This window comes from Aeromonas sp. S41-2, from assembly GCF_027705845.1.
GTDB classification, from domain to species: Bacteria; Pseudomonadota; Gammaproteobacteria; order Enterobacterales; family Aeromonadaceae; genus Aeromonas; species Aeromonas hydrophila.
The window spans coordinates 52,147-66,859 of record NZ_JAPDCG010000015.1 but is presented as its reverse complement, the minus strand read 5'-3'; the positions used below and the strand labels follow the sequence as shown (position 1 = coordinate 66,859).

General features: G+C 61.3%; 12 protein-coding genes and 1 pseudogene. 8 read left to right on the top strand and 5 right to left on the bottom strand.

Going from position 1 to position 14,713, the window contains the following annotated elements; translation table 11 throughout:
- Positions 1 to 211: 211 nt before the first annotated feature.
- A complete protein-coding gene (locus OKC44_RS21140) occupies positions 212 to 772 on the top strand; it encodes a recombinase family protein (RefSeq protein WP_001161490.1) in 561 nt (186 codons plus the stop codon).
- Between the two features lie 3 nt (positions 773 to 775).
- Positions 776 to 3,742 carry a Tn3-like element TnAs1 family transposase gene (locus tag OKC44_RS21135; protein ID WP_001138014.1) on the top strand — a complete coding sequence of 989 codons (2,967 nt, stop codon included), beginning with the start codon at positions 776 to 778 and terminating at the stop codon, positions 3,740 to 3,742.
- A gap of 35 nt (positions 3,743 to 3,777) precedes the next feature.
- On the opposite strand, the pseudogene OKC44_RS21130 reads toward OKC44_RS21135, so the two are convergent.
- Positions 3,778 to 3,981 (bottom strand): annotated as a pseudogene (locus tag OKC44_RS21130) (IS1595 family transposase); the annotation flags it as partial.
- 430 nt (positions 3,982 to 4,411) lie between these two features.
- On the opposite strand from OKC44_RS21130, the gene OKC44_RS21125 reads away from it, so the two are divergent.
- Positions 4,412 to 5,170 carry a substrate-binding periplasmic protein gene (locus OKC44_RS21125; RefSeq protein ID WP_130631528.1) on the top strand — a complete coding sequence of 253 codons (759 nt, stop codon included), beginning with the start codon at positions 4,412 to 4,414 and terminating at the stop codon, positions 5,168 to 5,170.
- An 80-nt stretch (positions 5,171 to 5,250) separates the two neighbouring features.
- Here OKC44_RS21125 and OKC44_RS21120 read toward each other — a convergent pair whose 3' ends face one another.
- Positions 5,251 to 5,373 (bottom strand): hypothetical protein, encoded by a 123-nt coding sequence (locus OKC44_RS21120; RefSeq protein ID WP_011707641.1) that lies wholly within the window; start codon positions 5,371 to 5,373, stop codon positions 5,251 to 5,253.
- A gap of 453 nt (positions 5,374 to 5,826) precedes the next feature.
- Between OKC44_RS21120 and OKC44_RS21115 the strand changes: the two genes are divergently transcribed.
- The 4 genes from OKC44_RS21115 to OKC44_RS21100 all read left to right on the top strand — a co-directional run bounded on the left by OKC44_RS21115 (position 5,827) and on the right by OKC44_RS21100 (position 10,101).
- Positions 5,827 to 6,705 carry a cation diffusion facilitator family transporter gene (locus tag OKC44_RS21115; protein ID WP_270814945.1) on the top strand — a complete coding sequence of 293 codons (879 nt, stop codon included), beginning with the start codon at positions 5,827 to 5,829 and terminating at the stop codon, positions 6,703 to 6,705.
- A 149-nt stretch (positions 6,706 to 6,854) separates the two neighbouring features.
- A complete protein-coding gene (locus tag OKC44_RS21110; protein WP_024946369.1) occupies positions 6,855 to 7,139 on the top strand; it encodes a DUF3811 domain-containing protein in 285 nt (94 codons plus the stop codon).
- A 399-nt stretch (positions 7,140 to 7,538) separates the two neighbouring features.
- Positions 7,539 to 7,751 (top strand): transcription antiterminator/RNA stability regulator CspE, encoded by a 213-nt coding sequence (gene cspE / locus OKC44_RS21105; RefSeq protein ID WP_011707644.1) that lies wholly within the window; start codon positions 7,539 to 7,541, stop codon positions 7,749 to 7,751.
- Between the two features lie 403 nt (positions 7,752 to 8,154).
- The gene (locus OKC44_RS21100) at positions 8,155 to 10,101 is read left to right on the top strand and encodes a ligand-gated channel protein (RefSeq protein WP_045525771.1); all 1,947 of its coding nucleotides are present in this window, start codon (positions 8,155 to 8,157) and stop codon (positions 10,099 to 10,101) included.
- Between the two features lie 34 nt (positions 10,102 to 10,135).
- Here OKC44_RS21100 and OKC44_RS21095 read toward each other — a convergent pair whose 3' ends face one another.
- The 3 genes from OKC44_RS21095 to OKC44_RS21085 all read right to left on the bottom strand — a co-directional run bounded on the left by OKC44_RS21095 (position 10,136) and on the right by OKC44_RS21085 (position 13,845).
- A complete protein-coding gene (locus OKC44_RS21095) occupies positions 10,136 to 11,623 on the bottom strand; it encodes a transporter substrate-binding domain-containing diguanylate cyclase (protein ID WP_270814943.1) in 1,488 nt (495 codons plus the stop codon).
- A gap of 103 nt (positions 11,624 to 11,726) precedes the next feature.
- Entirely contained in the window at positions 11,727 to 13,118 is a 1,392-nt protein-coding gene (locus tag OKC44_RS21090) for an ATP-binding protein (protein ID WP_024946365.1), read from the bottom strand.
- Between the two features lie 4 nt (positions 13,119 to 13,122).
- Positions 13,123 to 13,845 (bottom strand): response regulator, encoded by a 723-nt coding sequence (locus OKC44_RS21085; RefSeq protein ID WP_011707648.1) that lies wholly within the window; start codon positions 13,843 to 13,845, stop codon positions 13,123 to 13,125.
- Between the two features lie 441 nt (positions 13,846 to 14,286).
- On the opposite strand from OKC44_RS21085, the gene OKC44_RS21080 reads away from it, so the two are divergent.
- Entirely contained in the window at positions 14,287 to 14,613 is a 327-nt protein-coding gene (locus OKC44_RS21080; protein ID WP_011707649.1) for a hypothetical protein, read from the top strand.
- Positions 14,614 to 14,713 lie beyond the last annotated feature (100 nt).

Genomic DNA, 14,713 nt, shown 5'->3' with positions numbered 1-14,713 from the left:
CTGATGGATCCAACCCCTCCGCTGCTATAGTGCAGTCGGCTTCTGACGTTCAGTGCAGCCGTCTTCTGAAAACGACAGTCAGAATAGAGTCTGCTTTCCCATTTTTTGACACATGCCCGCGAAGGTTATAGATTTCAGCCTGACAGAAATGGGCTTTGAGGCACAACGGAACAGAAAGTGCACTTAAGCCGCCTTCAACCAAGGAGACATCGTGCAGGGGCACCGCATCGGCTACGTCCGGGTCAGCAGCTTTGACCAGAACCCGGAACGCCAGCTGGAACAAACCCAGGTGAGCAAGGTGTTCACCGACAAGGCATCGGGCAAGGACACCCAGCGCCCCCAGCTCGAAGCGCTGCTGAGCTTCGTCCGCGAAGGCGATACAGTGGTGGTGCACAGCATGGATCGGCTGGCCCGCAACCTCGATGACCTGCGTCGCTTGGTACAGAAGCTGACTCAGCGCGGCGTGCGCATCGAGTTCCTGAAGGAGGGCCTGGTGTTCACTGGCGAGGACTCGCCGATGGCCAACCTGATGCTGTCGGTGATGGGGGCCTTCGCTGAGTTCGAGCGCGCCCTGATCCGCGAGCGGCAGCGTGAGGGCATCGCCTTGGCCAAGCAGCGTGGCGCGTACCGGGGCCGCAAGAAAGCCCTGTCCGATGAGCAGGCTGCTACCCTGCGGCAGCGAGCGACGGCCGGCGAGCCCAAGGCGCAGCTTGCCCGCGAGTTCAACATCAGCCGGGAAACCCTCTACCAGTACCTCCGCACGGACGACTGACACATGCCGCGTCGCTTGATCCTCTCGGCCACGGAGCGGGACACCCTGCTTGCGCTGCCGGAAAGCCAGGATGACCTGATCCGCTACTACACCTTCAACGACTCCGACCTGTCGCTGATCCGCCAGCGACGCGGCGACGCCAACCGCCTCGGCTTCGCCGTGCAGCTCTGCCTGCTGCGCTACCCCGGTTACGCGCTGGGAACCGACAGCGAGCTGCCCGAGCCGGTCATCCTGTGGGTGGCGAAGCAAGTCCAGGCCGAGCCGGCGAGCTGGGCAAAGTACGGCGAGCGCGACGTGACCCGTCGCGAGCATGCCCAGGAACTGCGCACCTACCTGCAACTGGCCCCGTTCGGCCTGTCCGACTTCCGCGCCCTGGTGCGCGAGCTAACCGAGCTGGCCCAGCAGACCGACAAAGGCTTGCTGCTGGCCGGTCAGGCCCTGGAGAGCCTACGGCAGAAACGACGCATCCTGCCGGCGCTGAGCGTGATTGACCGGGCCTGCTCGGAAGCCATTGCGCGAGCCAATCGGCGGGTCTACCGCGCCCTGGTCGAACCACTCACGGACTCGCATCGGGCCAAGCTGGACGAGCTGTTGAAGCTCAAGGCCGGCAGCAGCATCACCTGGTTGACCTGGCTGCGCCAGGCACCGCTGAAACCCAACTCTCGGCACATGCTGGAACACATCGAGCGGCTGAAGACATTTCAGTTGGTGGACTTGCCCGAAGGCCTGGGCCGGCACATCCACCAGAACCGCCTGCTCAAGCTGGCCCGCGAGGGTGGGCAGATGACGCCCAAAGACCTCGGTAAGTTCGAGCCGCAGCGCCGCTACGCGACCCTGGCCGCCGTGGTGCTGGAGAGCACCGCGACCGTGATCGATGAGCTGGTCGATCTGCATGACCGCATCCTGGTCAAGCTGTTCAGCGGCGCGAAGCACAAGCATCAGCAGCAGTTCCAGAAGCAGGGCAAGGCGATCAACGACAAGGTGCGCCTGTACTCCAGGATCGGCCAGGCGCTGCTGGAAGCGAAGGAAAGCGGCAGCGACCCCTATGCCGCCATCGAGGCGGTGATTCCCTGGGACGAGTTCACCGAGAGCGTCAGCGAGGCCGAGCTGCTGGCCCGGCCGGAAGGCTTCGACCACCTGCACCTGGTCGGCGAGAACTTCGCCACCCTGCGCCGTTACACGCCGGCCTTGCTGGAGGTGCTGGAACTGCGCGCCGCGCCGGCCGCGCAAGGCGTGCTGGCAGCCGTGCAGACCCTGCGTGAGATGAACGCCGACAACCTGCGCAAGGTGCCGGCCGATGCACCCACGGCCTTCATCAAGCCGCGCTGGAAGCCGCTGGTGATCACCCCGGAAGGCCTCGACCGGAAATTCTACGAAATCTGCGCCCTGTCCGAGCTGAAGAACGCCCTGCGCTCCGGCGACATCTGGGTCAAGGGCTCGCGGCAGTTCCGCGACTTCGACGACTACCTGCTGCCGGCCGAGAAGTTCGCCGCACTCAAGCGCGAGCAGGCCCTGCCCCTGGCGATCAACCCGAACAGCGACCAGTACCTGGAAGAGCGTTTGCAGCTGCTGGACGAGCAGTTGGCCACCGTCACCCGCCTGGCCAAGGACAACGAGCTGCCCGATGCCATCCTCACCGAGTCAGGGCTGAAAATCACCCCGCTGGATGCGGCGGTGCCGGATCGGGCGCAGGCGCTGATCGACCAAACCAGCCAGTTACTGCCGCGCATCAAGATCACCGAACTGCTGATGGACGTGGACGACTGGACGGGCTTCAGCCGCCACTTCACCCACTTGAAGGACGGGGCCGAGGCCAAAGACAGGACGTTGCTGCTGTCCGCAATCCTCGGTGATGCGATCAACCTCGGGCTGACCAAGATGGCCGAGTCGAGCCCCGGCCTGACCTACGCCAAGCTGTCCTGGCTGCAAGCCTGGCACATCCGCGACGAAACCTATTCGGCGGCCTTGGCCGAGCTGGTCAACCACCAGTATCGCCACGCCTTTGCCGCCCACTGGGGCGACGGCACGACCTCATCCTCCGATGGCCAGCGCTTCCGCGCGGGTGGCCGGGGCGAGAGCACCGGGCACGTCAACCCGAAGTACGGTAGCGAGCCGGGACGGCTGTTCTATACCCATATCTCCGACCAGTACGCGCCGTTCAGCACCCGCGTGGTGAATGTCGGCGTCCGCGATTCCACCTATGTGCTCGACGGCCTGCTGTACCACGAGTCCGACCTGCGGATCGAGGAGCACTACACCGACACGGCCGGCTTCACCGATCACGTCTTTGCCCTGATGCACCTGCTAGGCTTCCGCTTCGCGCCGCGCATCCGCGACCTCGGCGAAACCAAGCTGTACGTGCCGCAGGGCGTGCAAGCCTACCCGACGTTGCGCCCGCTGATCGGCGGCACCCTGAACATCAAGCACGTGCGTGCCCACTGGGACGACATCCTGCGCCTGGCCAGCTCGATCAAGCAGGGCACCGTCACCGCCTCGCTGATGCTGCGCAAGCTCGGCAGCTACCCGCGCCAGAACGGACTGGCCGTGGCCCTGCGCGAGCTGGGCCGGATCGAGCGCACGCTGTTCATCCTGGACTGGCTGCAAAGTGTTGAACTGCGCCGCCGCGTGCATGCCGGCCTGAACAAAGGTGAGGCGCGCAACTCGCTGGCCAGGGCGGTGTTCTTCAACCGCCTTGGGGAAATCAGGGATCGGAGCTTCGAGCAGCAGCGCTACCGGGCCAGCGGCCTCAACCTGGTGACGGCGGCTATCGTGCTGTGGAACACGGTGTACCTGGAACGCGCCACCCAGGGGTTGGTCGAGGCCGGCAAGCCGGTGGACGGCGAGCTGCTGCAATTCCTGTCGCCGCTGGGCTGGGAGCACATCAACCTAACCGGCGATTACGTCTGGCGGCAGAGCCGCAGACTGGAAGACGGGAAGTTTCGGCCCTTACGGATGCCCGGAAAACCTTAGCGTACGATTTTTTCCGAATTCTGCGGGCTCCCCTAGCGGCGCAATCCCCGACTCCATCCCCAAGGCGCCAGCTGGGAGACATCGGCCTGACAATGAGGGCAACCGCTGCATGCCGGTAACTGGGTATTGAGCGAGGTAATGGCTTGTGGCGCCGTGAGCTGCTGCTGGGCAACACGACGCTGGCGCTGGGTAAGCTGTGGAAAGAGGGATAACAGGTGTTGAAAGGCAGGGGTATCCATGATGGTAGACCTCAAGGTGATGGCCTACTTCAAGATTAGCCTTTCAACACGTAATTGGGACAGCGTCAAAAGAAACCGTTCTGGCGAGACAACTATAAATGTGCTCATGTTGAGCCGTGGCCCAAAAGTGTAAAGTTTTCCTTTCCACACCGTGGGAAACCTAACAAAATAATTGACAATAATAATGAAAATGTCATTATCATGTTGAAATATATTGATTATATTTAGAATTGCCTCTTATCAGGTGACGCTAATCGTTCTAAGCAACGTCAGATCCCGGAGGCCCTGTTCATGCAGGGCCTTTTTTTGCCTGTTATTGACGCAGACGTGGCGCGCAATCCGGCCTCCTGGCCGGTCTTGCCAGCCATACGTCCCCATATCATTCGCCTTGGGATTATGATCGGGGCAATCCAGTTGCCAGAGAGAACGCATGGGGTCTTGGTATCGAATCTTGTTGTGCGTGGCGGCTTGCGCCACCCTGTTGCTGCCATCCTTGCTGCTGGCAGGCGAGCCATTGCGAGTGGGGGTCAGCTTCGCCATCCCGCCCTATGTGATCGAAGAAGAGGGTCGCGGGATCGAGCTCGACCTGATGAGAGAGGCCTTTCGGGACAGCGGCTATGAGCCTCAATTCGAATACCTGCCGCTGGAGCGCACCTTCCGCATGCTGGAGTCCGGCAAGCTCGATGCCATCATCAACGTCAAACCCGGCATGTTGCACGATGTCTTCCTGTCGCAGCCGGTGATCGCCTTCCACAATCGGGTGTTCACCCTCAATAAAACCCACATCAGCACTCTGGACGACATGAAGACGCTGAGGGTGAGCGCCTTCCAGCGGGCCCGTCAGGTGTTGGGAGGTGCCTTTGCCAGCATGGCTGACCAGAATCCCCGTTACGAGGAGGTCGCCAAACAGCAGGGGCAGGTGCACAGATTGATGCTGGGGCGGGTGGATGCGGTGATCCTGGAGCAGCGGGTTTTCTATTACTATCTGGCACAGTTGGCCAACAGCAAATATGGTGCTGAACTCTATGCTCCCGGCCGGGTCCGGCAATACGATCTGTTTGCGCCGACTCACTACCATTTTGCCTTTCGCCAGGCGGCGCAGCAGCGCTGGTTCGATCGCCGGCTCGATGCCATGCGGGCCGATGGCCGTTATCAGCAAATATTTGCCCGCTACGGGGCCACGCCCTGAGCCTCCTGAAAACATAAAAGCCAGCCCGAAAAGGCTGGCTTTTTGTTACTGGCTCCAAAGGAACTACAGCATGGGGAGCGTTACTTCATCGCGCCGCCATTTTTCAGATCTGCTTTCTGACGTTTGGCTTCGCGCTTCTCTTTCAGTGACATCTGCGGTTTTTTCTTGGCATCTTTGCCGTTGTGATGTTCTTTGTTACTCATCATCAAACTCCAAAAATGTTACCCAGACAGTTGGAACCCAGGTTCCAGCATGCCATCCGAATCGTAGACTACAGTACGCTTTCAGTGACGATCCTGCGATCGCACTCAGTCCAGCATACCCCTAATCTTGCGCAAGAATCCACCCTCATCCCATCACCCAGTGGCAGCAGGTGTTTACCGGCTTCCGTTTACCCGATCCGGCTGGGGAATGAACGGCCGTAGAGGCGATATATTCCTTATAAAATAACGTCAAACAGATTTATTTAATGACGACATGAAATAAAGCACTGAATACCAAAATGAATTCTTTTTAAATAATGAAAGATAATTTAGATAAGCATTCTCACTATCGCCAGAAACAAAAAGTTACAACCCAAAGCAGCGTCACCCTGGACAAGCTGATATTATCCAGCCCTATTTGTGAAAATATTCCAGCGAGAATAAGGACGTCCCATGACCAGAAAAACCAGAGCGGCCTTGGTCTCAGTTTGCTCCAATATCACCTTGATTATCATGAAGATATTTGCCGGCATACTGAGCGGATCCGTCAGTATTATTTCCGAGGCCATTCACTCGGCCATGGACCTGGTGGCGGCATTGATCGCACTGGTGGCCGTACGTAAATCGGATATTCCCCCCGACCAACGCCACCCCTACGGTCATGACAAAATTGAAAACGTCTCCGGCGTGATCGAAGCGCTGCTGATCCTGCTGGCCGCCGGCTGGATAATATTCGAGGCCGTCGGCAAATTGATCACGCCAACCCCGATAGAGGGGGTGGGGCTCGGTGTGCTGGTCATGCTGTTCTCGGCGCTGGTCAACAGCGGCGTCTCCGCCTACCTCTACCGGGTGGCCAAGGAGGAAGAGTCCGTGGCCCTGGCCGCCGATGCACTGCATCTGAAGGCTGACGTACTGACCTCGCTCGGAGTCGCCGTCGGCCTGCTCGGTATCTGGATCGCCGCCAGACTGGGCTACAACCTCTATCTGCTGGATCCCATTGTTGCCATCTGTGTCGCCCTGTTCATCCTCAAGGAGGCGATCGCCATGCTGAAGCAGGCCTTCCAACCCCTGCTGGACCACAGCATGAACGAGGAAGAGCTGGCCATCACCACCAAAGTGATCGAGGAGTGCTGCCCGGAGCATGGCGGCTTTCACGATCTGCGCAGCCGTCAGGCCGGGCGCCGTCGTCACATCGACTTCCACCTGACCTTGCCAAAAGAGATGAGCATCGAACACTCCCACGCCATCTGCGATCGGATAGAGCAGGGCATCATACGACACCTTCCCCACGCCGTCGTGCTGATCCATGTTGAACCGAGCGGGCATGGTTAACGGCGCTGAGCCGTGCGAGGGGAATGCGACGGGCCATTCCCTTCGACAACGGCCATCCGGTGGAGCCGTATTCGAAAACGGCGTCGATTGTGCAATAAACGGCCGGCAGGTGTGGTAGGGTGGACTATTCCCGCCATCAGGAGCACGCCGTGAAAAAGTTGGAAATGAAGGACCTCACCGACGCCGAAAAGGCCGAGATCACCCTGCTGCTCCAAAAAGCACAGGCCAATGCAGATCATCAACTAAGCAATGCCGAGCGTAACCGCATCCGCGAGGAAGGCAGACTCAAGATAGTCGCAGACCGTGCTGCCGCCGCCAAAGTGGCCGCCAAACTGGCACGGGAAAAGGCCAAGGAACGAGCCAGCAAGCAGGTGTTGCCAGAGACATTCAGCTGGGTGGATTCCGTCAGCAACAAGTTTCGCAGCAAACGCTGACGGCCAATCCTCCCGCTCAAGCGCCACCTACCTCAACCAGCCAACTCATACCATGGTGGAGAACCGCTCTCTGTCATGGTGCTTCCAGCGGCCTGCAACGCCTCAGGATCCTGCGCTGCAGACACCCACACCGGGAGTGGCTGCGTCGATATCCGACCACTCGCAGCGAGATAAAATTTGCTTTAAGAAAATGGGCATGTTTTAATCTTTTGCGATGGTTCGGTAGTTCAGACCTGGTTATGTTAGGCAGTCATTTTAGTAAAGCAGCGATTAGTATAAGAATTATCCATGATTCTTCTTATCAAATAATTCTCCTTCTTTAGTGCTCCCCATACGTATTGCTGACGAAAAATCATAGATTGCCATTTGGCACTTTAAACACTATTTAAGGAAATTATCATGTCCAACAAAATGACTGGTACCGTCAAGTTCTTCAACGCCGAGAAAGGTTTTGGCTTCATCTCCCCGACCGACGGCAGCAAAGACGTGTTCGTTCACTTCTCCGCCATCCAGACCCCGGGCTTCAAGACCCTGGACGAAGGTCAGCGCGTTGAGTTCACCATCGAGCAAGGCCAGAAAGGCCCGGCTGCTGCTAACGTAGTAGCTCTGTAATTCAAGCCGGGGATCCGGTCCGCCTGCTCATGCCGGCTGGAACGATCCGCTGCAAGAATTGAAAAAACCCGCTTCGGCGGGTTTTTTGTTGTCTGCCATTTGCCATTCCCCCCGACCCTCTCAACCTTCTCACTGTCACGCCCCCGCTTCCCGTCACCGCGCCACACATGCTCCTCATCCCGTATCTGCTGGTGAGAGGATAACCGCACAATATTAATGAGATTAATTATCATTTACACATCATCCAGCGATCACTACAATGCCTGCCGACCGACTTGGTGATTATCCAATTGAACCTTTTCTGGTCCTGGTTTCACGCGGGATGCGATGAGACCGCCCCATCGATTCACCCAAAGGATGAATGCATCTTCTTACTAAAAGAGTTCAGGCCAACATGATAACAATGCACCGCAACAAGCTGACCACGCTCATTCTCGCCGCCCTCGCATCACACGCCTATGCCGCCGAGCAGGAGGTCATGGTCGTGACCGCCTCCGGCTTCCAGCAGAAGATCGAGGATACCGCCGCCTCCATCTCGGTGGTGACCCGCGAGCAATTGGAGAAACGCGCCTATCGCGACGTGACCGACGCCCTGAAGGATGTGCCCGGGGTAGTGATCACCGGCGGTGGCAGCAGCAGCGATATCAGCATTCGTGGCATGGGCTCCAAGTACACACTGATGCTGGTCGACGGCAAACGGGTCGACAGCCGTGGCACCCGTCCCAACAGCGACGGCCCCGGCATCGAGCAGGGCTGGCTGCCGCCGCTGCAGGCGATCGAGCGGATCGAAGTGGTGCGCGGCCCCATGTCCTCCCGCTACGGCTCTGACGCCATGGGCGGCGTCATCAACGTCATCACCCGCAAGACCGCCAGCATGACGGCCTGGCAGGGCTCGCTGCATGCCGATTCGACCTTCCAGGAGAACAAGGAGTCCGGCGATATCTTCCAGACCAACGCCTATACCGCCGGCGCTCTGGTGGATGGGCTGCTGGGGATGCGGGTGAACGGCCAGCTCTCCCACCGTGGCGAGGATCAGTTCCAGAACGGTTTCGCCGAGCAGGAGATGCGCAGCGGCACGGCCGTCTTCAGCCTGACCCCGGACGAGCACAACCGCTTCGATTTCGAGGCCAGTCGCGGTCTGCAGGATCGCAACCGCACACCGGGTGAATCGCTCTCGGCCAAGTCAAAGCCCAGCCTGAGCACCTACGAGCGCACCAACTTCGCCATCACCCACGACGGCCGCTATGACTTCGGCTCCTCCACCAGCTACCTGCAGCGGGAAGAGAACACCAACCCCGGCCGCCAGATGAAACTCATCAACACAATCGCCGATACCCACACCCAGTTTGAACTGGGGGCTCACTATCTGAGCGTGGGTGGCCAGTACCGCTACGAGGATCTGCAGGATCAGGGCAACCAGCTCAACGTGGCCAACCGCGCCAATCAGCTGACCCGCTGGAGCTGGGCCATGTTCGTGGAAGATGAGTGGTCGCTGACCGACACCTTCGCCCTGACCGGCGGCGTGCGGATGGATCAGGATCAGAACTACGGCACCCACTGGAGCCCGCGTCTGTACGGGGTCTGGCACCTGGCCGACACCTGGACGCTGAAAGGGGGCGTCTCCACCGGCTATCGTTCACCGGATCTGCGCATGTCGGCCGCCAACTGGGGCCAGGCCACCGGCGGTGGCACCCAGGACGGCATGCTGGTCGGCAGCCCGGAACTGAAACCGGAAACCAGCGTGAGCCAGGAGATCGCCCTGCTGTGGGATGGTCAGCAAGGCTTGAACACAGGGCTGACCCTGTTCAATACCGACTTCGAGGACAAGATCTCCGAGATCCGCCGCTGCGAAAGCAAGAGCAACCCCTCCTGCACCCTGAACGGTCACACCTATGACTTCATCAGCGACCGCATCAACGTCGACAAGGCGAACATGCGCGGGGTGGAAGGCACGGCCAACTGGACCATCAATGATGCCTGGTCGCTGGCCTCCAGCTACACCTTCACCCAGTCTGAACAGAAGAGTGGTGCGATGGAAGGCAAGCCGCTGAACCAGATGCCGCGCCACATGTTCAACACCACGGTCGACTGGCAGACCACCGAGACCGTCAGCCTCTGGTCACGGGTCAACTTCCGCAGCAAGACCTCCGATTACCTGAGCCGGGTCAAGATGGCCGAGGGCACCCCCTCCTACACCTTCTTCGACACCGGTCTGGTCTACAAGGCCAACGAACACCTGGATGTCACCGCCGGTGTCTACAACCTGTTCGACAAGACAGTGGATTACACCAGCTTCGGTACTGTGCTGGATGGTCGCCGCTACACCCTCGGCATGACCTACAACTTCTGATGACCCGCCGCCGCCCACCCTGGGCGGCGGTTTTTTATTTCCCCGCCTCGCCAGCCGCCTCTTTCACGTAGCTGGCCGCCTGCCAGGTGTTGCGCCCCTGCGATTTGGCGCCATACATCAGCCGATCCGCCTGCAATAACACCCGTCGACCTTCCGCCCCGCCTCCTGCTGGCACCCACACAGCCCCCGTGCTGATGGAGATGCCGAGCGCCCCGGCGCTGGTTGGCAACTTGTGACTATTGACCTCCCGCCCGATCCGGGCGGCCCACTGCTGCAGCGTCGCCATGTCCGCCACCAGCAGGCTGATGCAAAACTCCTCCCCACCGATGCGGGCAAACAGGGCGCTGGCGGGCAGCACCCGCTGTACCTGCGCCACCATGGCCGACAGCACCTCGTCCCCGACCCCGTGGCCGAAGTGATCGTTGATCCCCTTGAAGCGATCGAGATCGAACAGCAGCAGGGCCGAGGCCTGACTGCTGGCCAGCCGCTGCTCCAGCAGTGGCAAGAATGCCCGCCGGTTGAGGATGCCGGTCATGGAGTCGGTGCCGGCAAGGCGCTCCAGTCTGGCGTTGGCCTGGATAAGCTCGGCGGTGCGGCTCGCCACCGCCCGCCGCAACTGGATGATGTAGGCCATCAGCACCAGACCGCCGATGGCCAGCAGCCAGGGCCAGAGATGAACCGGGTAGACGGTCTCGATGTGCATCCACTTGCGGACGATCCGCTCCCGATCGGCCTCGCCGATGCGGGAGAAGCCCTGCTCCAGCTCCTGCTGCAACGCCTGGTTGCCCTTGGCGACGGCGAAGCGGATCTCGTCGCTGTAGAGGTGGCGCACCGGGATGAAGCGGGTGGGATCCGCCGAGGTGTAGATGTAGAAGTTGGCCACCTGCAGATCGGCGATGAAGGCATCCAGTTCGCCGCTGAAGGCCGCGCGCAGCATGGCGTCGTTGTCATCGAAGGTACGCAGGCGCGTGGTGGGGAAGTGCTTGCGGGCGTAGTACTCCTCGTAGCCCCCCGTAACCACCCCCACACTCTCGTGCAGCAGGTAGTAGTTTACGTCCGAGCCGCGCAGGGAGTTGGCGAAGAAGAGCTGGGAATCGACATGGGAGAGGGCCTGACCGTAGTCGTAGACCAGATTGCGCTCCGGCGACCAGAGCAGGCCGCCATGGACATCGGCCTGGCCGTTGCGAACCAGGTCCAGCGAGGCCTGCCAGTCCACCAGCTTGAACTGGATCGGGCGACCGGTGACCCTGCCATATTCGCGCCACAGATCGATCAGCAGGCCATCGGGTTCCCCTTCTTCATTGAGGTAAGAGAAGGGCTGCCAGGCCTTGGAGTTGGTCACGATGAGCGGCTTGGGCGGCGTATTTGCCAACACGGGCCATGCCTGTGCCAAGAGCAACAACCACACCCCGCACCAGACTCGCCACCGAAAACCAGAATCGCCCGCCATCCCTGCACCAACCTTGCTGTTTGGCCGTCTGTGCGGCCATCGATTATCGCCACCTTCAGCATAGAAGAACAAGCATGAGCGAGTATGAAATAGGCGTGATTTCAGTCAGATAAGTGCAAGATAAAAAACGGGGAGGCGGCTCGTCGCCATCCTCCCCACCGAGTTCCCGCCGCTCTTACAGCGGCAGGCTGATGCGCGCTTCCAGCCCGCCCTGCTCCCGGTTGTGCAGGGTCAGCTCGCCGCCATGCTGGTGCACCAGAGTGCGGGCGATGGAGAGCCCCAGCCCCACGCTGCCGGATTCGGTGTTGCGGGCCTCGTCGAGCCGCACGAACGGCTTGAACACGTCTTCCAGTCTAGCCGGATCGATGCCGGGCCCCTGATCGCAGACCCGGATCACCAGCTCGCTGTCGGTGCGCTCCAGCGACACCTCGGCGCTGCCGGCGTACTTGATGGCGTTGCCGATGAGGTTTTGCAGCACCCGGCGCAGGGTATTGGCGCGGCAGGCATAGACCTGCTTGCCCTCGGCCAGGCAGGTGACCGGCTGGCCGGTGTCGGCATAGTCGTCGCACAGGCTCTCCAGCAGGCTGACCAGATCCAGCTCCCGGGTCGCCTCCTGCTGCCCCTCCTCCCGGGCGAAGCTGAGGGTCGCCGCCAGCATCTGCTCCATCTGCTGCAGGGTCTGCTGGATCCGCTCCTTGTCCTCCCCCTCGTCCAGAAACTCGGTGCGCAGCCGCAGGCTGGTGATGGGGGTACGCAGATCGTGGGAGATGGCCGCCAGCATCCGGGTTCTGTCCTGCACGAAACGGTCGAGCCGGGTGTGCATGCGGTTGAAGGCCTGGATGGATTCGCGTACCTCGGTCGGCCCCTCTTCCCGCAGCGGCTCTATGTCCTCGCCACGGCCGAGCCGATCCGCATTGGCGGCCAGCTGCTTGAGCGGCAGGGTGGCGCGGCGGAACAGCCAGATCATCAGGCCGATCACCAGGCTCGCCACCAGCATCAGGTTGAGGGTGGTCTGCCAGGACCAGCTGGCCGACTCCTTGTCCACCAGCGAGCTGAACTGCAGCCAGCCACCGCGTGGCAGCTGGATGGAGCCGTACAGCCGCATGTCCTGCGGTGGCGGCATCCCCTTGCGATCCTTCATCATCCGGCTGTGGTGCTGCCAGGCGCGGCTGCGCTGGGCATCCTGCTTGAGCTCGGCGCTGATCTCCACCATCAGGGTCGAGGGGTAACCCAGCCGGGAGCGCACCAGCTGCTCGAAGCGGGGACTGCGGTTGTCCGGTTGCAGCGGTTCGTCGGCGATGCGCAGCAGCAAGGTCTCGCTGCGGCTCGCCTTGATGATCTCGTCATAGAGGGAGGGGGGAGAGAGGGCCAGCAGCCGCACCACGGAGACGATGCGCTGCATGGCGTTGCGGCTGTTGATGTAGCCGAGCGCCTCCTCCCGATCCGTACGGTAGATCTGGATGCTGAGCAGCTGGATCAACACCAGCCCGGCCAGCGCCACCAGGATGATCTGGCCGGTCAGCCCCTTGGGCCACAGTTTCGACCAGCCACGCTTGAGGATCCCCACGGCCTTATACCTGGGTCACATCGGCGGCGAACAGGTAACCGCCGCCCCAGATGGTCTTGATCAGCTCCGGGTTCTTGGGATCCCGCTCCAGCTTGCGCCGCAGCCGGCTCACCAGGGTGTCGATGGCTCGGTCAAACGCCACCGCCTCGCGGCCACGGGCCAGATCCAGCAGTTGATCCCGGCTCAACACCCGCTGCGGCCGCTCCAGAAAGACCCGCAGCAGGTCGAATTCGGCGGTGGAGAGGCTCAGGCCCACCCCTTCCTCATCCACCAGCTCGCGCCGGTTGATGTCGAGCAGCCAGCGATCGAAGCGCAGATCCCGGGTCAGCGTCTCGGCCGCCGGCTGCGGCTCGACCTGGGTGCGGCGCATCACCGCCTTGATGCGGGCCAGCAGCTCGCGCGGATTGAACGGCTTGGCGAGGTAGTCGTCGGCCCCCATCTCCAACCCTATGATGCGGTCGGTCTCCTCCCCCATGGCGGTGAGCATGATGATGGGCAGGCTGGACTTGGCCCGCAGCTCGCGACAAAGGGTCAGGCCGTCTTCTCCCGGCATCATCAGATCCAGCACCAGCAGATCAAACTCCCGCTCCTCCAGCAGCCGCTTCATCTCCTTGCCATCCCGGGCACAACTGACCCGCAGGCCATGCTGTTCCAGAAAACGCTTCAGCAGATCGCGGATCTCGCTGTGATCGTCGACCACCAGAATGTGGGTGCTGCTTTGGTTCATGAGGCCTCTCCTGTTAGAGCTGGCACGAGTATACGAAAATCTGCCGGGCGGTTTGTGTCAAAGTGTGCCAGATCAGCAAGATGCCACACTCTGCTACAAAAAAGCGCCCGTTCGGCAAAGTTGAGACACAAGCCGGCTGTTTACTGTGGCCATCCCATCGGTTGCAGGAGTAGACAGGCCATGCTGGCCCTCACCACCCCCTTGCTGCTGGCCTTTGCCGCCAGCGAAGCCCTTGCCAGAAAGGCGAGCGGCAGCTCACCCCAACCGGCGAGCCCCCCGGACCACCAGCAGACATCCCCCGCCGACAGGGCCCCCGGCCACGGCGACGCCAAGGGTGCGACCGAACCCCCTTCGTCATGATGTGCGGCCGCCAGGCGGCGCTGCGCACCCTGACTTTTCTGCCGCCATCTTGCGGCGAGTCATACCAAGGAGAGCAATATCATGATCAACAAGAGCCTGACTCTGTTAATGCTGGCCGGCCTGGCCCACACCGGCCTGGCCCAGGCCGCCCTGCCCGCCGATGTCAGTGCCGCCCCCGGCCTGCTGTTCGTCAACTGGCACGACGCCGTCAGCAGCAATGAGGCACACCCCACCCTGGTGATCCGCAACGCCACCGGCGACGTGCTCAAGCGGGTGCCTGCCGAGTTGCAGGGGATGCAGCAGGTGCGTCTGCCGATGCGGGCCCAGGGTGACCTGACCCTCAGCCTGGACGGCGAGAGCAGTAGCTACCGCATGCCCTACAGCGTCGGCAGCGGTCGCCAGCGCTAAGCCGGCCCCAGCCTAAAAATACCCCGCCAGCGGGCGACGCTGACGGGGTATTTTTATTTCCCGTCCGGCATGCGCCCGGTCAAGCCCTGTACAGGGTCAC

Coding starts and splice junctions, on each gene's coding strand:
- OKC44_RS21135 (WP_001138014.1), top strand. CDS start 776: ATGCCGCGTCGCTTGATCCTCTCGGCCACGGAGCGGGACACCCTGCTT.
- OKC44_RS21125 (WP_130631528.1), top strand. CDS start 4,412: ATGGGGTCTTGGTATCGAATCTTGTTGTGCGTGGCGGCTTGCGCCACC.
- OKC44_RS21120 (WP_011707641.1), bottom strand. CDS start 5,373: ATGAGTAACAAAGAACATCACAACGGCAAAGATGCCAAGAAAAAACCG.
- OKC44_RS21115 (WP_270814945.1), top strand. CDS start 5,827: ATGACCAGAAAAACCAGAGCGGCCTTGGTCTCAGTTTGCTCCAATATC.
- cspE (WP_011707644.1), top strand. CDS start 7,539: ATGTCCAACAAAATGACTGGTACCGTCAAGTTCTTCAACGCCGAGAAA.
- OKC44_RS21100 (WP_045525771.1), top strand. CDS start 8,155: ATGCACCGCAACAAGCTGACCACGCTCATTCTCGCCGCCCTCGCATCA.
- OKC44_RS21085 (WP_011707648.1), bottom strand. CDS start 13,845: ATGAACCAAAGCAGCACCCACATTCTGGTGGTCGACGATCACAGCGAG.
- OKC44_RS21080 (WP_011707649.1), top strand. CDS start 14,287: ATGATCAACAAGAGCCTGACTCTGTTAATGCTGGCCGGCCTGGCCCAC.